The organism is uncultured Oscillibacter sp., from assembly GCF_900544955.1.
GTDB lineage: Bacteria > Bacillota > Clostridia > Oscillospirales > Oscillospiraceae > Oscillibacter.
The window spans coordinates 1-20,330 of sequence record NZ_UQXD01000035.1; the positions used below are offsets into that span (position 1 = coordinate 1).

18 protein-coding genes are annotated in these 20,330 nt (G+C 64.9%); 15 read left to right on the top strand and 3 right to left on the bottom strand.

Translation table 11 applies throughout. The features are described 5' to 3' along the window. A partial coding sequence (locus tag QZS21_RS08705; RefSeq protein WP_295582429.1) for a hypothetical protein occupies positions 1–310 on the bottom strand: 310 nt, incomplete at its 3' end. A gap of 46 nt (positions 311–356) precedes the next feature. Between QZS21_RS08705 and QZS21_RS08710 the strand changes: the two genes are divergently transcribed. From QZS21_RS08710 to QZS21_RS08725, 4 genes are all read left to right on the top strand, one after another. Then, positions 357–1,430 (top strand): TRAP transporter substrate-binding protein, encoded by a 1,074-nt coding sequence (locus QZS21_RS08710; protein WP_295582431.1) that lies wholly within the window; start codon positions 357–359, stop codon positions 1,428–1,430. A gap of 111 nt (positions 1,431–1,541) precedes the next feature. Beyond that, entirely contained in the window at positions 1,542–2,612 is a 1,071-nt protein-coding gene (locus tag QZS21_RS08715; RefSeq protein ID WP_295582432.1) for a TRAP transporter substrate-binding protein, read from the top strand. 126 nt (positions 2,613–2,738) lie between these two features. Beyond that, positions 2,739–3,218 (top strand): TRAP transporter small permease, encoded by a 480-nt coding sequence (locus tag QZS21_RS08720; RefSeq protein WP_295582434.1) that lies wholly within the window; start codon positions 2,739–2,741, stop codon positions 3,216–3,218. A gap of 14 nt (positions 3,219–3,232) precedes the next feature. Then, a complete protein-coding gene (locus QZS21_RS08725; protein ID WP_295582436.1) occupies positions 3,233–4,516 on the top strand; it encodes a TRAP transporter large permease in 1,284 nt (427 codons plus the stop codon). A gap of 105 nt (positions 4,517–4,621) precedes the next feature. Here QZS21_RS08725 and QZS21_RS08730 read toward each other — a convergent pair whose 3' ends face one another. Continuing rightward, on the bottom strand, positions 4,622–5,776 hold the full coding sequence (locus QZS21_RS08730; protein ID WP_295582438.1) for a MalY/PatB family protein: 1,155 nt from the start codon (positions 5,774–5,776) through the stop codon (positions 4,622–4,624). A 281-nt stretch (positions 5,777–6,057) separates the two neighbouring features. On the opposite strand from QZS21_RS08730, the gene QZS21_RS08735 reads away from it, so the two are divergent. Beyond that, the gene (locus tag QZS21_RS08735; protein WP_295582441.1) at positions 6,058–7,011 is read left to right on the top strand and encodes an aldo/keto reductase; all 954 of its coding nucleotides are present in this window, start codon (positions 6,058–6,060) and stop codon (positions 7,009–7,011) included. Between the two features lie 52 nt (positions 7,012–7,063). Here the strand turns inward: QZS21_RS08735 and QZS21_RS08740 are convergent, their stop codons facing one another. After that, positions 7,064–7,939: a fumarylacetoacetate hydrolase family protein gene (locus QZS21_RS08740; RefSeq protein ID WP_295582443.1), complete on the bottom strand. Its 876-nt coding sequence runs from the start codon at positions 7,937–7,939 to the stop codon at positions 7,064–7,066. Between the two features lie 356 nt (positions 7,940–8,295). Here QZS21_RS08740 and QZS21_RS08745 point away from each other — a divergent pair, with 356 nt between their 5' ends. The 10 genes from QZS21_RS08745 (at position 8,296) to QZS21_RS08790 (ending at position 20,318) form a co-directional block, all read left to right on the top strand. Beyond that, positions 8,296–9,333 carry a LacI family DNA-binding transcriptional regulator gene (locus tag QZS21_RS08745; RefSeq protein ID WP_295582445.1) on the top strand — a complete coding sequence of 346 codons (1,038 nt, stop codon included), beginning with the start codon at positions 8,296–8,298 and terminating at the stop codon, positions 9,331–9,333. Next, positions 9,330–10,256 carry a shikimate dehydrogenase gene (locus tag QZS21_RS08750; RefSeq protein WP_295582446.1) on the top strand — a complete coding sequence of 309 codons (927 nt, stop codon included), beginning with the start codon at positions 9,330–9,332 and terminating at the stop codon, positions 10,254–10,256. Before QZS21_RS08745 ends, QZS21_RS08750 begins: the two co-directional genes overlap by 4 nt. After that, positions 10,253–11,020, top strand: coding sequence for a 3-ketoacyl-ACP reductase (locus QZS21_RS08755; protein ID WP_295582448.1), 768 nt, complete (start codon positions 10,253–10,255; stop codon positions 11,018–11,020). The genes QZS21_RS08750 and QZS21_RS08755 overlap by 4 nt, the downstream gene beginning before the upstream one ends. A 15-nt stretch (positions 11,021–11,035) precedes the next feature. After that, on the top strand, positions 11,036–12,994 hold the full coding sequence (locus tag QZS21_RS08760) for an FAD-binding protein (RefSeq protein ID WP_295582449.1): 1,959 nt from the start codon (positions 11,036–11,038) through the stop codon (positions 12,992–12,994). A 24-nt stretch (positions 12,995–13,018) separates the two neighbouring features. Continuing rightward, positions 13,019–13,396, top strand: coding sequence for a cupin domain-containing protein (locus tag QZS21_RS08765; protein WP_295582451.1), 378 nt, complete (start codon positions 13,019–13,021; stop codon positions 13,394–13,396). 311 nt (positions 13,397–13,707) lie between these two features. Further along, on the top strand, positions 13,708–14,751 hold the full coding sequence (locus QZS21_RS08770) for a TRAP transporter substrate-binding protein (protein ID WP_295582454.1): 1,044 nt from the start codon (positions 13,708–13,710) through the stop codon (positions 14,749–14,751). A 113-nt stretch (positions 14,752–14,864) separates the two neighbouring features. After that, entirely contained in the window at positions 14,865–15,410 is a 546-nt protein-coding gene (locus QZS21_RS08775; RefSeq protein ID WP_295582456.1) for a TRAP transporter small permease, read from the top strand. Next, entirely contained in the window at positions 15,407–16,705 is a 1,299-nt protein-coding gene (locus QZS21_RS08780; protein WP_295582458.1) for a TRAP transporter large permease, read from the top strand. Before QZS21_RS08775 ends, QZS21_RS08780 begins: the two co-directional genes overlap by 4 nt. 228 nt (positions 16,706–16,933) lie before the next feature. Beyond that, positions 16,934–19,336 carry a formate C-acetyltransferase/glycerol dehydratase family glycyl radical enzyme gene (locus QZS21_RS08785; RefSeq protein ID WP_295582460.1) on the top strand — a complete coding sequence of 801 codons (2,403 nt, stop codon included), beginning with the start codon at positions 16,934–16,936 and terminating at the stop codon, positions 19,334–19,336. 49 nt (positions 19,337–19,385) lie between these two features. Then, positions 19,386–20,318, top strand: coding sequence for a glycyl-radical enzyme activating protein (locus QZS21_RS08790; RefSeq protein ID WP_295582462.1), 933 nt, complete (start codon positions 19,386–19,388; stop codon positions 20,316–20,318). Positions 20,319–20,330 lie beyond the last annotated feature (12 nt).

The following is a 20,330-nucleotide window of genomic DNA, read 5'->3' on the forward strand; positions in this document are numbered from 1 at the left end:
AGTACATGAAGGCCATGGAGAAAATCGTGGACATTGAGCGGGCCGCCAGCCGGTTTTCCTGACACCGGAACTGTTGCAGGAGAAACACAGAGTTTTTCCTTTCACAAAGTTTGGTAATTTTACTGATTTTCGCTTGTAATTTTGTACAAAATGTGCGTTTGCAGGCTGTGAGAGATTCCAAAGTTTTGAAACCTGGCTGGCTTTCATCTTGAAAGATGGACCGGAATATGCTATTTTTAGTACCGGTCCGAATCCCGGTGATGCCGCACAGGCGTTCCTGCGAGGAAGACCATTTCTGCTGTCCCGCCACAGGGACGGCATTGATGAAGAATTTTGAAGAAGAAGGAGAAAGAATGATGAAGAAGATTTTATCCCTGATCCTCGTTCTGGGCCTGACCGCCACCCTGCTGGCTGGCTGCGGCGGCAAGAAAGAGGAGACCCCCACCCCCCCCGCCGATGGCGGCACCCAGACCGACACGCCTGCCGATGAGGGGTATGACACCCTGAACATCATCGCCGCTCACGGCGCTGCGGAGACCACCTCCGAGAACCAGTCCTTCCTGAAGTTCATTGAGCTGGTGGAAGAGCGCTCCGGCGGCGCCGTCACCGTGGACCTGTATCCCAACCAGCAGCTGGGCGGCGACCGGGAGTACACCGAGGCCGCTACCCAGGGCAACGTGACCATGGGCGGTCCCTCCACCGCGAACATCGCCCCCTTCGTTCCCGCGCTGAACGCCTTTGAGACTCCCTTCCTGTTCTCTGACCGGGAGACCGTGTACAAGGCTCTGGACAGCGAGGCCGGCCAGGCTCTGCTGGACTCCCTGGAGAGCGCCGGTCTGAAGGGCCTGGGCTACTTCGAGAACGGCTTCCGTCACCTGACCTGCAACAAGGAGATCAACTCCCTGGCCGACCTGAAGGGCCTGAAGATCCGGACCATGGAGAACGAGGTCCATCTGGCCATCTGGACCGCCCTGGGCGCCAACCCCGGCCCCTTGGCCTTCGGCGAGCTGTACACCGCCCTGCAGCAGAAGTCCTTCGATGCGCAGGAGAACCCCGCCGAGCTGATCTACAACACCAAGTTCTATGAGGTGCAGGACCACGTCTACAAGACCGGCCACATCTACACCCCCTACATCATCTACATGAACCTGGACACCTGGAACAGCCTGAATGAGAAGACCCAGAACCTGATTCAGGAGTGCATGGACGAGGCCGTTCAGTACTGCCGCGAGATCTGCGAGGCCAACGAGCAGGCCTGCTTCGAGGCCATCGACAACTCCGGCGTGAGCAAGACCTACGAGGTCAGCCCCGAGCTGCACGACGAGATGGTCAAGGCCTGTACCGATGCCGGTATCTATGACATGGTCATCGAGAAGGCCGGCGGCACCTATGCCGCAGACCTGTGGGCCGCTGCCGGCTTCCAGCCCTAAGGGATTGCCCTCCGGTACCGCCCGCTCCGGCGGGCGGTACCGACCGACGCCACCCCATCCCCGCCGCCGCATGCGGCGGCGAGACCCACATGAAACGTGAGGAGAAGATACGTGAAGAAGTTTTTGTCTTTGGTTCTGGTGCTCGGCCTGAGCGCCACTCTGCTGGCCGGCTGCGGCGGCAAGAAGGAAGAGACCACCCCTCCCGCGGACTCCGGTTCCCAGACCGAAGCCCCCGCCGATGAGGGCTACACCGCCTTTAACATCATCGCCGCCCACGGCTCCACTGAGACCGTGGCCCAGCACACCAGCCTGGTGTACTTTAAGGAGCTGTTGGAAGAGCGCTCCGGCGGCGTGATCACCGTGGACATCTATCCCAACCAGCAGCTGGGCGGCGACCGCGAGTACACCGAGGCCTGCGTGCAGGGCAACGTGACCATGGGCGCTCCCTCCCCCGCCGCTATCGCGGCCCTGGTGCCCTCTCTGAACGCCTTCGAGACCCCCTTCCTGTTCTCCAGCTATGAGACCGCCCGCGCCACCATGGACAGCGAGGCCGGTCAGGCCCTGCTGGACTCCATGGCCGATTATGGCTTGAAGGGCCTGGGCTACTTTGAAAACGGCTTCCGCAACCTGACCTGCAACCGCGAGGTCAACACCCTGGCCGATCTGAAGGGCCTGAAGATCCGCACCATGGAGAACGAGGTGCACCTGGCCATCTGGACCGCTCTGGGCGCCAACCCCTCCCCCCTGGCTTTCGGTGAGCTGTACACTGCTCTGCAGCAGAAGGCTTTCGACGCCCAGGAGAACCCCCTGGAGCAGATTTACAACAATAAGCTCCACGAGGTGCAGGACCACGTTTACCTGACCCAGCACATCTACACCCCCTATGTGGTGTTCATGAACCTGGACGTCTGGAACAGCCTGAACGCCAAGACCCAGGAGCTGGTTCAGCAGTGCATGGACGAGGCCGTTCAGAACAACCGCGAGACCTGCGATGTCAACAACCAGAAGTGCACCGACGGCATCAACGACTCCGGCCTGAGCAAGGTCTATGAGGTCAGCGAGGATCTGCGCAAGGAGATGATCGCTGCCTGCACCAACGCCGGCATCTATGACAAGGTCATTGAGGCGGCCGGCGGCACCTACGCCCAAGATCTCTGGGCCGCCGCTGGTTTCGAGTACTGAGAAACGCGCCGTCTTTACGCGGCCGTTGGGGAAGAGACTGCCTGAATGCGGCAGTCTCTTCCCGGTAATAGAGATTGTAAAAAAAGCGTTAAGAATCAAAATAGAGAAAGGTGGAGAGCAAAGGGAATGAAAGTCTTAAAGTTTCTTGACGAACACATGGAAAAGATTCTCTGCGTTATTTTCCTGGCGCTGATGAGCATCATCATCGTTCTGCAGGTCTTTTTCCGCTATGTTTTGAACAACTCCCTCTCCTGGTCCGAGGAATTGGCCCGCTATCTGTTCATCTGGATGATCTATATCGGCATCAGCCTGGGTGTCAAAATGGATAAGCACATCTGCGTGGACGCCGTCTATACCTTTATGCCCAAGAAGATCAAGCGCGGCTACGCCATCGTGGCCTACGTGCTGTTCCTGATTTTTGCCGTCGCCATTATTTACTACGGCATTTTGGTGGTGGGCATGCAGATCACCAGCGGCCAGATGTCCCCCGCCATGGGAATGCCCATGCAGTATGTGTACGCAGCTCCTGTCGTCGGCATGGTGTTGACGGTGATTCGCCTGGTGCAGAAGATCATCGTTGCCGTGAAGGCACCTGAGTGGGAATGAGAGGAGTGTAAGATATGGAAGTTGCGATTCTGTTTGGAAGCTTTGCGCTTCTCCTGATTCTCCGCGTGCCCATCGGCATCTCTTTGGGCATGTCCAGCCTGATCGCCATTTTGAGCAGCGGCGTGGTGCAGCCCACCTACCTGGCCCAGGGCCTGGTCACCGGCGCGGACTCCTTCCCCCTGATGGCCGTGCCCTTCTTCGTGCTGGCCGGTGAGCTGATGGCCACCGGCGGCATCTCCCGGCGCCTGCTGAACATCGCGGACGCCTTCCTGGGCCGGAAGTACGGCGGGTTGGCGTTGGTCACCGTGGTGGCCTGCATGTTCTTCGCCGCCATCTCCGGTTCCGGCCCGGCCACCGTGGCCGCCATCGGCGGTTTGACCATCCCCAGCATGATGAAGCAGGGCTATGACAAGAACTTCGGCAGCGCCATCACCGCCGCCGCCGGTTCCATCGGCGTCATCATCCCGCCCTCCATCCCCATGGTCATGTACTGCGTGGCCACCGGCGCCTCCGTCGGCGCCCTGTTCCTGGCCGGCTTCCTGCCCGGCATCCTGATCGGCGTCTCCCTGTGCGTCTACAGCAGCTTCTACTGCAAGAAGCACGGCTACATCAACAAAGAGGCCGCCCCCTTCTCCTGGGGCAACGTGGGCCTGGCCCTGAAGGACGGCGTGTGGGCGCTGCTGGTGCCCATCATCATCCTGGGCGGCATCTACGGCGGTATCTTCACGCCCACCGAGGCGGCCGCCGTGGCCGTGGCCTATGGCCTGGTCGTGGGTCTGTTCGTGTACCGGGACCTGAAGCTGAAGGACCTGTACCGCATCTTTGCCAGCGCCGCTTTGACCACCGCCACCATCCTGATCATCCTGGGCACCGCCACTACCTTCGGCCGGATTCTGACCCTGGAGCGGGTTCCCATGCTGATCGCCGACTTCTTCCAGTCCGTCACCGACAGCCGCGTGGTGCTGCTGATGCTCATCAACATCCTGCTGCTGATCGTGGGCTGCTTCATGGAGACCAACGCCGCCATCATCATTTTGGCCCCCATCTTCCTGCCCATCGTGCAGGCAATGGGTGTGGACCCCGTGCAGTTCGGCATCATCATGGTGGTGAACCTGGCCATCGGCTTTGTGACGCCGCCTCTGGGCGTGAACCTGTTCGTGGCCTGCAACGTGGCCAACGCCAAGCTGGAGCAGATCTGCAAGGGCATTCTGCCCATCCTGGGCGTCATGATCCTGGACTTGATCCTGATTACCTATTGGGAGCCCCTGTCCATGTTCCTGCCCAACCTGATGTACTGATCCCGTCCGTACGCATTCCCGGGAGCGGCCTGGCCGCTCCCGGATTTTTTTCGTTGGACGGGCAAAAAAGCGGCCCCGTGCATACGCACGGGGCCGCTTTTCCAGTTACAGGTGCGCCGCGAGGGCCTCCGCGGCCTGCCGGATGGTCTCCGGCCGGGTGGCCAAATTGATACGGACGTGGCAGAGGGCATTGCCGCCGAACCAGGAGCCGTAGTCCAGGGCCAGGCCGCACCGGCCCTCCACCGCCGCCTCCAGCTCCTCCGGCCGCAGGTAGCCCCCCAGGTCCAGCCAGGCCAGATAGGTCCCCTCCAGGGGGGAGAGAACCAGCCGGGGTTTCCGGGGCAGCAGCTCCTCCCGGAGGATACGCTCGTTCCCCCGCACCACCTGCAAGACCTGCTCCAGCCAGGGGCGCCCGCCGGTGTAGGCGGCCTCCGCGGCGGTGACGCCGAAGCTGTTGCCGTCGGCCACGTGGAGCCTTCTCGTGTAGGCGTCGTAGGACCGGCGGAGGGCCTCGTCGGGAATGATGATGACGGAGTTCTTCAGTCCCGCCAGGTTGAAGGTCTTACTGGGGGCCGTCAGCGTCACCAACATGTCGTCGTAGTCCCCCAGAGTGGCGGCGGGGAGGTGGGGGTGGTCCCCGTGGACGAAGTCGTGGTGAATCTCGTCGGCGATGACATACACGCCGTGGGCCCGGCACAGGTCCAGCAGGGTCTTCAGCTCCTCCCGCCGCCACACCCGGCCCACGGGGTTGTGGGGGGAGCAGAGGAGGAAGACCTTGACGCGCTCCTCCGCCAGCTTCCGCTCAAAGTCCGCGAAGTCCACGGTGTAGACGCCGTTGGTGTTCACCAGCTCATTTTTCACCAGGCGGCAGCCGTTGTCCTCCGCCGCGGACAAAAAGGGGTAGTACACCGGCGTCTGGACCAGAACGCCGTCGCCGGGCCTGGTCAGCAGCTGGATGAACCAGTTGAAGGCCGCTACCACGCCGGGGGAGTGCCGCAGCCACTCCCGCCGGACCTCGTAGCCGTGCCAGATTTTCTCCCAGCGGAGAAAGGCCTCGTAGTAGCCCTCCGGCGTCTCATCGTAGCCGAATACGCCGAATTCCACCTGCCGGTGCAGGGCCTCCCGGACGCAGGCGGGGGCGGCAAAGTCCATGTCCGCCACCCACAGGCCCAGCAGGCCGTCCCGGGTGAATTTCTTCTCCAGATGGTTCCACTTGGAGGCGTTGGTGCCCCGGCGGTCCCGGTAAATCAGTTCTTCCATGGAAGGGATTCCTCCTTTTGTTCTCCGGCGATGCGCGGCCGTAGGCCAAGCCCGGCTCCGGGGAGGGGAGAAGCGCTCGGCCGGGCCGCCTTTCAAAATTTCAGGGAAAAGCATGGATTTATGGTAGCACCTTTTTCCCGCTTGTGGTAATATATTTTTTGTATAACGGCGATTCGGTTTTCCCGATGGCCCGAAGGACGGCGGGCCGGGCGGCCCGAAGGGGGGACGGGCCCGGGATGGAAGAGAGCAAGCCCCTCAAAATTTTGAAAGGGATGAAGCATATGCGCTACAAACAGTTTGGAAAGACCGGGATGCAGGTCTCGGAGATGGCCCTGGGCACCTGGGGCATCGGCGGCGTGGGCTGGGACGACAACTCCGAGGAGACCCGGCTGGACGCCATCCGGGCCGCGGTGGAGGCCGGGGTCAACTTCTTCGACACCGCCCCCGCCTACAACGGCGGCGCGGCGGAGCAATTGCTGGGCAAGGCGCTGAAGGACCTGGGGGTGCGGCGGAACGTGGTGATCTCCACCAAGTGCGGCAACGTGTTTGTCAACGGCACCACCTACGTCCGGGACGGCTCCCCCGCCCGCATCCGCCAGCAGTGCGAGGACTCCCTGCGGAACCTGCAAACCGATTACATCGACCTCTACCTCATCCACTGGCCGGACCCCAACACCCCCTTCGCGGAGACCATGGACGCCCTGAACCGCCTGAAGCAGGAGGGCAAGATCCTCCACGTGGGCGTCTCCAACTTCAGCCAGGAGCAGATGGAGGAGGCTGGGCAGTTCTGCGAGATCGAGGCCTACCAGCCCCAGTACTCCATGGTCCACCGGGACGACGAGGCCCTCATCCGCTGGGCGGCGGAGCAGGGCATGGGCGTCATGACCTACGGCTCCCTGGGCGGCGGCATCCTCACCGGCGCCTTCCGGGAGGTGACGGCCTTCGCCGAGAGCGACAGCCGCAGCCGCTTCTACAAGCACTTCCGGGAGCCCATGTTCTCCAAGGTGATGGAGCTGCTGAAGGTGATGGACCAGTTCTCCGCAGACCACGGCGGGGTGTCCCTGTCCCAGATCGCCCTGAACTGGTGTGCGAAGAAGGACTTCGTCTCCTCCTGCATCGTGGGGGCCCAGAGCCGGGCGAAGGTGCTGCAGAACTGCGCCGCCTTCGACTGGGATCTGACGGAGGCGGACATGGCGCTGCTGGACGGCGCGGTGCGCCGGTGCCTGGACAACTGACAGAAAAGACGCGCACAGGCATTGCCTGTGCGCGTCTTTTTCTGCAAAGGGGTCAGCGGACGGGGTTTTCCAGCACGCCGATGCCCTCGATCTCGCAGCGGACCACGTCGCCGGGGTGCATATACCGGGTGGGGTTGAAGGCCATGCCCACGCCGGAGGGGGTGCCCATGGCCAGGATGGTGCCCGCCTTCAGGGTGATGCCCTGGGAGAGCTGGTGGATGGCGGCGTCGATGCCGGTCATCATCCGCTCCGTGTTGTTGTTCTGCCGCAGCTCCCCGTTGACAAAGGAGCGGATGGCCAGCTTGGGCATCCACGCCAGCTCGTCCTTCGTGACAATCCAGGGGCCGATGGGGGTGAAGCCGTCCAGGCTCTTGCCGAAGTACCACTGCTGGTGGGCGGACTGCAGGTCCCGGGCGCTGACGTCGTTGAGGATGGTGTAGCCCAGGATATAGTCCTCCACCTGGTCCAGGGGCACCTTGCTGGCGTCTTTGCCCAAAATCACCGCCAGCTCCACCTCGTAGTCCAGGCACTCCACCAGGCCGGTGTGGCTGTCGATGGCCTCGCCGGGGGCCACGGCCTCGTTGACCCGCTTGCTGAAATACACGGGCTTGGAGAGCTTCCCGTCGTACTTGATGTTGGAGGCCAGGGTCTCGTCCCGGTGCTCGTAGTAATTCACGCCCAGGCACACCACATCCTGCCGGGGGTGCTGAATGGGGGCCAGCAGGCGGCACTGGGCCAGGGGATCGCCGGGGGCGGCGTCCACCTGCTCCAGCAGGGCGGCGGGAGAGGCCCCTTGGAGCTGGTCAATGAAGCCGTTCATGTCGGCGGCGGTGAAGCCCAGGGCGCGGATGGGGACCACCTTTTCGGCGTCGGTGCCGATCAGCCCCACCTGCACGGCGCCGGAGAGGGAGTACGTTACCAGTTTCATATTCAGATATCACCCTTCTGTATCGAATTTAGAAAACGAAAGATGCCATTATTATACCGGATTTTCCCGCGCCGCGCAAGGGACGGCACCGGGTTTGCCGCCGGGAGCGCAAATTCGGCTCTGCCGCCCTGCCCGGGAGGAGCGCGGAGGCGGATTGGCCGCCGCGTTGTGCAAAACTGATGAAAACGGACGGGAAAGTTGAGAAAAGCTGTTTATTGCGCCGGGAAACGGGTTCTGTTATGCTGGGGGCAGAGGAAATAAAAACGTTTGCAGCAAAGAAGGGCGCCGTCCAACGGGGAAAGCGGTGCAGTCGCCCGGAAATGCAAACGTTTGCAAAGAAAGGCTGTGATGGAAGTATGGTGACCTTGAAGGACGTGGCGCAGCGGGCGGGGGTCTCCGCCAGCACGGTGTCCAGGGTCCTGAACGGAAAGGACCTGGTGGAGGAGAAGACCCGGGCCAGGGTGCTCCGCATCGCGGAGGAGATGGAGTACCGGCCCAACGTGATGGCCAAGGGGCTGAAGGAGGGGCGGACCCGGACCATCGCCTTTCTGATTCCCAACATTGAAAACCAGATTTACCCCAGCCTGGCCATCGCGGTGGAGACGGAGGCCCGGCGGCAGGGCTATTTTGTGGTGTTCTGCAACACCCAGGAGGACCAGGAGCGGGAGCGGGAGTATATCCGGAACCTGAAAAACCGCTTTGTGGACGGCTTTTTGTTCTCCACGGCCCTCTCCGGCGGGGAGAGCCGCACCCTCCTGGAGCTGCGGGAGGAGGGCTATCCGGCGGTGTGCCTCATGCGGGCCGCGCCGGACGGGACGGACGCCTTCGTGTCCGACAACGAGCGGGGGGCGTACCTGGGCACCGGCTACCTCCTGGAGCAGGGCTTCACCCGGATCGCCACCGTCACCGGCCGCGCCCAGCTGGAGCTGCACCGCCAGCGCCTGCGGGGCTATGAGCGGGCCCTCCGGGACCACGGGCTGCCGGTGGAGGAGGATCTGGTGTGGACGGGGGTGGAGGACCAGGCGGAGCGGGCCTATCGCTGCGTGCTGGAAAAGGTGGAGGCGGGCTGCGTGCCCCAGGCGGTCTTCGCCCAGAGCGACCCGCTGGCCTTCGACACCATGCGGGCCCTGGCCCGGGCGGGGCTGCGGGTGCCGGAGGACGTGTCGGTGCTGGGGTACGACAACGTGCCCTTCGCCGCCTGCTACTCTCCGGCGCTGACCACGGTGGAGCAGCCCCTCTACGAGATGGGCCGGGACGCCACCCGGCACCTCATCGCCGTGATCGAGGGCCGGACCCCGGCGGGCAGGCCGGAGAAGCGCTATCCGCCGCGGCTCGTCCTGCGGGATTCCGTGGGGGGCCGGAGGCGGCAGAGAAGAGAGGAGGCGCCGCAGTGAGAACGATCACCGTCAACGCAAAGACCCGCCTGTTCGCCATTTTGGGAGACCCCATCGCCCACTCCATGTCGCCCGTCATCATGAACAGCGCCTTCGACCGGCTGGGGATGGACTGCGTGTTCCTGGCGCTGCGGGCGGATTTGGCGTCCTTCGACCGGGTGATGGAGGCGCTGCGGCTGGTGGAGCTGGAGGGGTACGTGTTCACCATGCCGGTGAAGGAGGCGGCCCTCCGCCATATGGACGCCCTGGGCGACGAGGCCCAGATCATCGGGGCGGTGAACTGCGCGGTGAGCCGAGACGGCGTCCTGACCGGCTACAACACGGACAGCTCCGGCTTCTGGTCCGCCGTCCAGGAGGGGCGGGGGGAGGCCCGGCCCATCCGGAAGGCCCTCATCCTGGGGGCGGGGGGCTTTGCCCGGGCCGCGGCGGCCCAGGCGGCACTCCAGGGAGTGGAGGAGCTGGTGGTGTCCAACCCCCTGTCCCACACCGCCTTTGTGGAGAGCTTCCGCCGCTTTGCGGACCGGATTGCCCTGCGCTGCCCCCGGACGCGGCTCCGCCTGCTGGACTGGGACCCGGCCCTGTGGCGGCGGGAGCTGCCCGCCTGCGGCTTGGTGGCCAACGCCACCCCCAACGGCATGCGGGACCAGGGGGACTTGGACCGCATCTTCCCCTACGGGGCGGCGGCGCCGGGCACCTTGTTTTTCGACGCCGTGTACGAGCCTCCGGTCACCCGGTTTTTGAAGAGGGCCGGGGCCCTGGGCTTTTCCACGGTGGCGGGGCTGGACCTGCTGGCCCACCAGGGGGTGTGCTCCTTCGCGCACTGGACCGGCGTCCAGGTGCCGCCGGAGCAGATGCGCCGGGACGTGCTGGCATTCTGGGCGGCCCGGGAGGGCCAACAAACCGAGGAGGGGGAAGGAATATGAAAAAGACGGCCCTTGTGACGGGGGGCGGCCGGGGCATCGGCCTTGGCATCGCCCGGGCGCTGGCGGAGGCGGGCTACGCCGTGGCCGTCACCGGCTCCAGCGCCGAGAGCCGCTACGCCCCGGCGCTGGAGGCCCTGCGGGCAGCGGGCCATGAGGTGGTATACCTCCGAGGGAACCTGGCGGACACGGCGGACAGCCGCCGGTGCGTGGCCCAGGCGGCGGAGCGGTTCGGCCGGCTGGACGTGCTGGTGAACAACGCCGGCGTGGCCCCCCGGGTCCGGGCGGATTTGCTGGAGATGACGGAGGAGAGCTTCGACGAGGTGGTGGGCACCAACACCCGGGGCACCATGTTCCTGACCCAGGCGGCGGCCCGGCAGATGCTGGCCCAGGCGGCGGTGGACGGCGCCCGGGGCACCATCGTCAACATTAGCTCCATCTCCGCCGAGGTCTCCTCCGTGAACCGGGGGGAGTACTGCGTGTCCAAGGCGGGGGTGTCCATGCTGACCCGGCTCTACGCGGACCGGCTGGCGCCGGAGCAGATCTATGTCTATGAGATCCGCCCCGGCATCATTCTGTCGGACATGACCGCCCGGGTGCGGGAGAAGTACGACGCCCTGTTCCAAAGCGGCATCAGCCCCATCGCCCGGTGGGGCTTGCCGGAGGACGTGGGCCGGGCGGTGGCGGCCCTGTGCAGCGGCGGCTTCCGCTACACCACCGGCCAGGTGATCTTTGTGGACGGCGGCATGCATTTGCAGCGGCTTTGAAAGGGAGGACGGCACATGGAGTGGAGCATACAGGAGATCGGCGGCTACTCGCTGCGGGTGGCCCGGGCCGGTGCGGTGGTGGTGGGCAGCGGCGCCGCGGGCTTCAACGCGGCGGACCAGCTGTGGAAGCTGGGCCGCCGGGACGTGGTGCTGGTGACGGAGGGGATGGCCCGGGGAACCTCCCGCAACACCGGCTCCGACAAGCAGACCTATTACAAGCTGACCCTCTCCGGCGGGGAGCCGGATTCCGTGGGGGAGATGGCCCGGACGCTGTTTGAGGGCCGCTGCGTGGACGGGGACCACGCCCTGGCGGAGGCGGCCAACTCCGTGCCCTGCTTTCTGCGGCTGTGCGAGCTGGGGGTGCCCTTCCCGGTGAACCGGTTCGGGGAGTATGTGGGCTACAAGACGGACCACGACCCCCGCCGCCGGGCCACCTCCGTGGGGCCCCTGACCTCCCGGGAGATGACGGAGGCCCTGGAGCGCGCCGTCCGGGCAAAGGGCATTTCGCTGCTGGACGGCTATCTGGCGGTGGCCGTACTGACGGATGAGGCGGGGGTGAAGGGCCTGCTCTGCCTGGATCTGAACGCGTCCTCCCGGGAGACGGCCTACGCGGCGCTGTGCTGCTGCAACGTGGTCTGGGCCACCGGCGGCCCCGCCGGGATGTACGAGGACTCTGTGTATCCCGTGGGCCACGCCGGCATGACCGGCGTGCCGCTGGAGGCGGGGGCCCTGGGAAAGAATTTGACGGAGTGGCAGTACGGCCTGGCCTCCCTCCGCCCCCGGTGGAACGTCTCGGGCAGCTACATGCAGGTGCTGCCCCGGTTGATCTCTACGGACCCCGCCGGGGGGGACGCCCGGGAGTTTCTCTCGTCGTTTTTCGCCGACCGGGGGGACATGCTGAGCAAGGTGTTCCTCAAGGGCTACCAGTGGCCCTTCGACGTGGAGAAGGTCCGGGACGGCTCCTCGGTGATTGACCTGCTGGTGTACCAGGAGTGCTGTATGAAGGGGCGCCGGGTGTTTTTGGACTACCGGGAGAACCCCGGCGGCTGCCCGGTGGACTTTGCCTCCCTGGACCCCCGGGCCCGGGACTACCTGAAAAGCGCCGGGGCGGACTTCGGAACGCCCATCGACCGGCTGCTGCGGCTGAACGCCCCGGCGGCGGCGTTCTACCGCAGCCGGGGCGTGGATTTGCAGACGGAGCCCCTGGAGATCGCCCTCTGCGCCCAGCACAACAACGGCGGGCTGGACGTGGACGCCTGGTGGCAGACCGGCGTGGCGGGCCTCTTTGCCGCCGGGGAGGCGGCGGGGACCCACGGCGTGTGCCGCCCCGGCGGCAGCGCGCTGAACGCCGGGCAGGTGGGCGCCCTCCGGGCCGCCCGGTATATCACCGCCCGGCGGGACCTGCCGCCGGACGAGGCGGGGTTCCGGGCGGCCTGCGGGGCGGTGCTGCCGCGCCACCTGGCCCGGTTTGACGGCCTTCTCTCCGGCGGGGAGGCCACGGTGGACCGGCTGTGGACCCAGGCCCGGAGGCGGATGAGCCGGGCGGGGGGCCCCATCCGGGACCTGGCGGAGATCGAGGCGGCCCTGGCGGAGACCCGGCGGAGCCTGGCGGATTTCCCCCGGGAGGCCCGGGCGGCGGACATCCGGGGCCTGGGGGACGCCTACCACTACCGGGACGCCCTGGTGTGCCAGACGGTGTACCTGGGGGCCATGGCGGACTACCTCCGCCGCGGCGGGAAGAGCCGGGGCTCCGCGCTCTACCGGGACGCGGCGGGGAACCGGCCCTCCGACGCCCTGCCGGAGCGGTTCACCTACCGGCTGGACCGGGGAGAGCGGGGGGATACGGTTCAGCTGGCCCGGTACGGCGAGGGGGGCTGCACCTATTCCTGGCGGCCGGTCCGGCCCATTCCCCAGGAGGATGATTTCTTTGAAAATGTCTGGCGGGACTACCGGGCGGACGGAAACGTCCGCTGAGCCCGCAAAAAGGAGGAGCAGCGTATGCTGAAGGGAAATATTTTTGAGATCGAGGGCATGGAGTTTCCGGCGGGGCGCCGCACCCGGGTGATGCTGGGGGAAAACGGCTGCATCAACGGGGACCATTTCTGCCAGGGCTATGTGATGATCCACCCCGGCGGCTCCGTCCCCCTCCACGACCACCCCACGGTGGAGAGCTACACGATTTTGCAGGGGACGGGGGAGATGACGGTGGGGGGCGAGACCTGCCCGCTGGTCTCCGGGGACTTTGTCTACGTGCCCGCCGGGGTGCCCCACACCCTGAGAAACACCGGGGACGGGGAGATGCACATGATGTTCGTCTACGCGCCGAAGATGGTGGTGGACCACTGGGCCCAGGAGGCCCGGGGGGAGCTGGTGTAAGTCCGGGGCGGCGCTTTGCCCTTTTGCGCATCGCACAAACCCGCCCTGCTGCCCGCCGCCCCTGGAAAAAACCGGGGCGGCGGGCAGTTGCCGGACGGGAGGCCGGGGCGGAAAACGCCCCAAACCCCCGCGGAAAGCGGCGAAAAGATAGTAAAAAAGTGGAGTCGTACGAAATAGACGAAAAGTATGCAGAAAAATGCAAAAAGTTTTCCGGATAGCACAAACGTCAAAAAGGCGTTTGTGCTATACTCACAATTGCAACCGAGAAAATCCACCGAGGTATGGCAATATTGAAAGGAGACTGGAAGACCATGAAGAAGGCTTTGTCCATTGCGCTCGCGTCCCTCCTGCTGCTCTCCCTCCTGACCGCCTGCGGCGGCTCCGCGGGAGAGGGCGGCTCCGGGACCGGGGACGCCCCCCAGGCCGACGGCACCGTATACACCCTGATTGCCGCCTACACCGTGGCGGAGGACCCCAACTCCCAGCACACCACCCGATTCAACAAGCTGAAGGAGCTGGTGGAGGAGCGGACCGACGGCCATGTCATCATTGACATCCATCCCGGCGGCGAGCTGGGCTCCGAGCAGGAGTATGTGGAGATGATGCAAAACGGTGAGCTGGCCTTTGCCAGCGTGTCCTCCGCCGTCATGGCGGGCTTCACCGACGCCTTCGTGTTCGCGGACTGCCCCTTCCTCTTCCGCGATCAGGACCAGGCCATCGCCTTCACCCAGTCCGACGTGGCCCGGGCGCACATGGACACCGTGTCCGACATCGGGCTGTACTGCCTGGACCTGGCCTCCGTGGGCGACCGGAACTTCCTCACCGTGGAGGGCAAGCCCATCACCTGCCTGGCGGATATGAAGGATTTGAAGCTGCGGACCATGCAGACCCAGATTCAGGTGGACGCCATCGGCATGATGGGCGCCCAGGCCACCCCCCTGTCCTATAACGAGTGCTACCAGTCCATGCAGACCAACGTCATCGACGGCATGGAGAACGAGGTGGATACCTATTTGGCCATGCGATTCTACGAGGTGGCCCCCAACTACACCAAGGCCGGCTGGCTCCAGCTGTTCCACCCCCTGCTTGCCTCCAAGGAGCTGATGGACGGGCTGCCCCAGGAGTATCAGGATATCATCTGGGAGGCCGCCCATGAGGCCTGCCTGTACTCCACGGAGCTGGGCAAGGCCTACGCCGCCGGCGCCGCCGCAGACGCATTGGAGGAGGCTGGCGTCAACGTGATCCAGGTGGCAGACAACTCCGAGTTCAAGCAGGTTCTGGTAGACGGCGGACTGTTCGACACCTACGCCGGCAAAATCGGCCAGGACGTCATCGACTGGGTGGACGCCAACTGATTCCGGCGCGAAAAGCCGCATCCGATTCTGTTTCCAGGGAAGGGGAGAGGCTTCCGGCCTCTCCCCTTTCCGGGTGAATCATCCGAATTTGCGGATACGTGAGGAGGACTCCCGTGAAAACTGCACTCAATACGATTGACCGTGGCCTGGCGGCCTTTGAAAAAACGGTGATGCTGGTGATGGGCGTGGCGCTGTTCGTCCTGATGACCTGGTGCGTCCTGGGCCGCTACTGCTTCCGCCTCTCCTGCCCCTATCAGACGGAGCTGGCGCAGACCTTCCATATGTGGCTGTGCTTTTTGGGCAGCAGCTACCTCTTCTCCATCAACGACAACCCCAATGTGGAAATCTTCCCCTCCAAAGTCATGGCCAGCAAGAACCTGCTGTTCAAGCGGGTCTATTTCACCCTGGTCTATCTGACGAACTACATCTTCGTTCTCCCCTGCGTTTACTACGGCATCATCAATATCCCCAACTACACGGCCCAGAAGACCGTGTACTACGGATATTCGTTTATTTACGTCTACGGCGCGGCGGTGTTCGGCTTTATCATGATCGCCATCCGCATCGCCCTGTGCATCCTGGACATCTGGTTCGGCACGTATTTCGAGAAGTACGGCCCCCCTGCGGCGGCTGAGGAAGAGGGAGGTGCGAAGGCATGAGTACCGGTTTGTTGGCCCTGGTCTTTTTCCTGGCCTTTTTCGCCATGCTCTTCCTGGGCACCCCCATCACCTACGCCCTGGGCGGCGCCGGCGCCCTGGCCATGCTGGCCTCGGGGTTGAAGATGTCCCTGGTGATTAAAAGCGTCCTCTCGGGCTTCGGCAGCTTCACCCTGCTGGCCATCTTCCTCTTCACCCTCATGGGCGTCATCTACCAGAAGACGGGGCTTGCCAGCCTGCTGGTGGACGCCTTGAAACCCTCCATCGGCAAGCGGAAGGGCGGCCTGGCCCTCATCGCCGTCTACGCCTCCGCCATCTTCGGCGCCCTTACCGGCTCCGCCAACGCCACCTGTGCCACCTTCAGCAAAATGCTGGGGCCGGAGATGATCGACAACGGCTACCCCGCCGACTGGACCGCCGCCACCATCGCGGCCTGCGCCCCCCTGGGCCAGCTGATTCCGCCCTCCGTCACCTGTATTGTGCTGGGCGTGGCCACGGGCCTTTCCATCGGCTCGCTGTTCATCGTGGATTTGTCCATCGGCCTGCTGACCGTCGTCTTTTTGACGCTGACCATCATCTACCTCTCCCGGAAGCACGGCTTCGGCGGCAGCGACCGGGTGTACACCGCCAAGGAGAAGCGGGACGCCTTCCTCCGCTTTTTGCCCCTGGTCTCCGTCCCCGTGGTGGTCATCGGCGGCATGTACGGCGGCGTCTTCACCGCCACGGAGGCCGGCGCCATCGGCTCCGCCTTCTCCTTCCTCCTGGCCCTGGTCTATGGGCGGCTGAACCTGAGGCTGGTGCGGGACATCTTCGCCGACGCCGGCAAGACCGCCGCCACCGTGCTGCTGCTGTGCGCGTCCTCCTACGTCATCAGCTACGTCATGAGCATGAGCGGCATGACCAAGTTCTTCGTGGAACTGATGACGGGCATCTGCAACGTCAGCCCCATCCTGGGAATGCTGTTTTTGCTGGCGGTGCTGCTGGTCATGGGCTGCTTCATTGATCTGATCGTGCTGTGCATCATTCTGGCGCCCACGGCGGTAGCGGCCCTGGCGCCCTTCGGCATCAACGCCTACGCCATCTGCGCCGTCTTCCTCATCGGCAACCTCATCGGCATCATCACGCCGCCGGTGGGCGTGGCGCTGTTCATCTCCTCGTCCTCCCTGAAGGTGAAGATGGAGGACATCTCCAAGCGCGTGGTGCCCTATATCCTGGTCTATGTGGTGCTGACGGTGCTGCTAATCGTGTTCCCGGACCTGTCGCTGCTGCTGCCCCGCCTGCTGGGCATGGACGTGTGAGGGTCCCCGCCCAACGCTGAGAAATATGCCATGAGCAGGCCGCTGTTCGTGGCATATTTTCACAAGGTGAATTGTCACAAAAAATGTGCGCGTTTTCACAAAAACTGGCGGTAAATCCGTAGTATTTGCAACATAAAAATGGAGCATGGCTTGCTATGCTGTGGTTGGGAGCCGGGGGCGCGGCCCGGCGCGGACATGGGAATTTTGCGTGAACGACGGGGGTGCATCATGAAACTTACCAGAAAAGAGCGGGTGGAGCGCATCAGAAAGCAGGTCCACATCGACCGCACGGTGGACACGGCCCGGGCGCGGCTGGTCACGGCGTCCTATCAGGAGACGGAGGGGCTGCCGGCGCCGCTGCGCCGGGCCAAGGCCCTCCAGAAGATTTTGGGAGAGATGCCCATCTACATCCACGACGGCCAGCTCCTGGCGGGGAACCAGGGGGAGCGGTCCCGGGCGGGGCTGATCTTCCCGGAGTTCCAGTGGGACGCCACCCTGGCGGAGATGGAGGGCTGGCCCACCCGGCCCGGCGACAAGTTCGCCATCACGCCGGAGCAGGTGGCGGAGCTGAAGGCGCTGCTGCCCTACTGGAATTGCAAGACGGTGCGGGACCGGGCCGACGGCGTGCTGCCGGAGAGTGTGCGGCGCAGCCTGCAATACGGCATCATCTCCAACGCCAACTACCTGATGTCCGGCCACGGCCACTTCATCCCGGACTTCCCCCGGATTCTGGAGCGGGGCTTCCGGGACATCGGCCGGGAGATTCAGGAGCGGATGGAGGCCCTGGACCAGACCGCCACGGACTACTACGCAAAATACACCTTCTACCAGGGGGAGCTGGAGACCATCCGGGCGGTGGCGTGCTTTGCGGAGCGGTACGCCGCCCTGGCGGAGCGGCTGGCCGCCGAGACGGCGGACGCGGACCGGCGGCAGGAGCTGCTGCGGATGGCGCAAAACTGCCGCCGGGTGCCCATGGAGCCCGCCCGGGACTACTGGGAGGCTTTACAGTGCGTCTGGTTCGTGCAGCTCATTCCCCAGATCGAGGTCAACGGCCTGTCGGTGTGCCTGGGCCGAATGGACCAGTACCTCTACCCCTACTACCTCCGCGACAAGCAGGCGGGCGCTTTGGACGACGAGGGGGCGCTGGAGCTTCTGGACTGCCTGTATCTCCAGACCGCCACCATCACCAAGATTTACAGCAATGAGGGCGCCATGATCTTCGCCGGCCCCGGCGTGGGCCAGACCATCACCCTCTCCGGCGTGGACGAAAACGGCAGGGACGCCACCAACGAGCTCTCCTACCTGTGCATCGACGCCGACGAGGACGTGCGGCTGATGCAGCCGGACATCGCCGTGCGCAACCACGCCCTGATCCCCCAGCGGTTTTTGAAAAAGTGCTGCGCCCACGCGGCGGCGGGCCGGGACAAGCCCAAGTTCTTCACGGACCGGGTGGTGATCCAGTCCCTGCAAAACGCGGGCATCCCCCTGGAGGACGCCCGGAATTACGGCGATCTGGGCTGCTCGGAGATCATCGTCTGCGGCAAGACCTGCTCCGGGGGCAACATGGGCAATCTGTGCCTTGCCATGTGCATGGACCTGGCGCTGCACGACGGCGTGCAGCACTGGTACTACGACGGGAAGGACTTCCACCCGGACGTGAACGTGCAGATGGGCCCCCATACCGGCGACCCCCGGACCTTCCGGGACATGGAGGCGCTGCGGACGGCCTATTCCCGGCAGGTCCGCTACTTTGTCCGGCAGCTGGCCATTTTGGACAACGTGCTGGACAACGTGCAGGCGGAGCTGGTGCCCCATGTGTTCTACTCGCTGATTGTGGACGGCTGCGTGGAGTCCGGGCGGGATTTCACCGCCGGCGGCGCTGTCTATAACCAGACCTCCCCCCTGGCCGCCGGGCCCATTACCGCGTCGGACTCCCTGGCGGCGGTGAAGCGGGCGGTGTTCGAGGAGGGCAGCGTCACCATGGAGGAGCTGCTCCAGGCGCTGGACGGCAACTTCGCCGGGGAGCGGGGAGAGGCGCTGCGGCAGCTGCTCATCCGGCGGACCCCCAAGTTCGGCAACGACGACGACGGAGCGGACACGGAGGCGGTGTTTGTGGTGCGGGACTACTACGAGGCCATGCAGGGGTACGAGAATCCCCGGGGCGGCAGATGGGTGCCCAGTGTCTACAACCTCACCGGCAACGTGGGCTTCGGCTGGCGCACCGGCCCCACCCCCGACGGCCGGGTGGGCGGCGAGCTGCTCAACGACAACATCTGTCCCATGCAGGGCCGGGATTTGCAGGGCCCCACCAGCGTGGTGAAGTCCCTCTCCAAGATCGACGCCTCCCTGCTGCCCCAGGGCTACGTGTTCAACCTGAAATTCGCCCCCAACATCGTGGACAGTGAGGCGAATCTGAAGAAGTTTGTGGACTTCAACCACGCCTTGAACGACTACGGCATCTTCCACGTCCAGTACAACATCCTGGACGGCGACACGCTCCTGGAGGCCCAGCGCCACCCGGAGAACTACAAGGACCTGCTGGTGCGGGTGTCCGGCTACAGCGCCTACTTTGTGGAGCTGGGGCGGGACGTGCAGGACCACCTGATCCGCAGAACGGTCCACACCATTTGAAACCGCGCCCCGGGACGGCCGGGGCAGACAAGGGCAGGAGGAAGCGCCTATGTGCACGCCGTGCAGCCAGCAGACCCACATCTTCAATATCCAGAAATACTCCGTACACGACGGCCCCGGCATCCGCACCATCGTATTTTTGCAGGGGTGCCCCCTGCGCTGTCCCTGGTGCGCCAACCCGGAGGGGCAGAGCTTCGCCCCCCTCCTGTCCCACAATCAGAATCTGTGCCGCCGGTGCGGCCGCTGCGCGGCGGCGTGCCCCCGGGGGGCCATCCGCCTGGAGGCGGACGGCGTCCGGCTGGACCGGGCGCGCTGCGGCCTGTGCGGCGCCTGCGTTGCGGCCTGCCACCAGGACTGCTACAAAATCTTCGGCGAGGAGCGGTCCGTGGAGTCCGTGCTGGAGGAGGTGGCAAAGGACGAGAACTTCTACCTCCGCAGCGGCGGCGGGCTGACGGTCAGCGGCGGCGAGCCCCTGTCCCACCCGGACGCGCTGCTGGCGCTTTTGCGGGGGGCGAAGGAGCGCCTGGGCATCTCCACCGCCGTGGAGACCACCTGCTATGCCGGGGAGGACGTGCTGCGCCGGGCGGTGCCCTGGGTGGACCACTTCCTCTGCGACATCAAGCTGGCGGACCCGGCCCGGAGCCTGGCGGTGCTGGGGGTGTCCAGCGGGCCCATCCTCCGCAACCTCCGCATCCTGGCCGAGGAATACCCGGAGAAGTCCCTGCTGGTGCGGATGCCGGTGATTCCCACCTACAACGACGATGCGGAGAACCTCGCCGCCATCGGGGCCTTCCTTGGGAGCCTGGGCCGGCGGATTCCCCTGGAGCTGCTGCCCTATCACGAATTCGGCAAGGCCAAGTACGCCAACCTGGGCCTGCCCTACGAGCCCGCCGCCCGGGGCGTGGAGGCCCCCTCCAGAGAGCGGATGGAGGCGCTGGAAAAACAATTTGAGGACATGGGCGTTTGGATCGCCCACACCTGACGGGGAGGAATG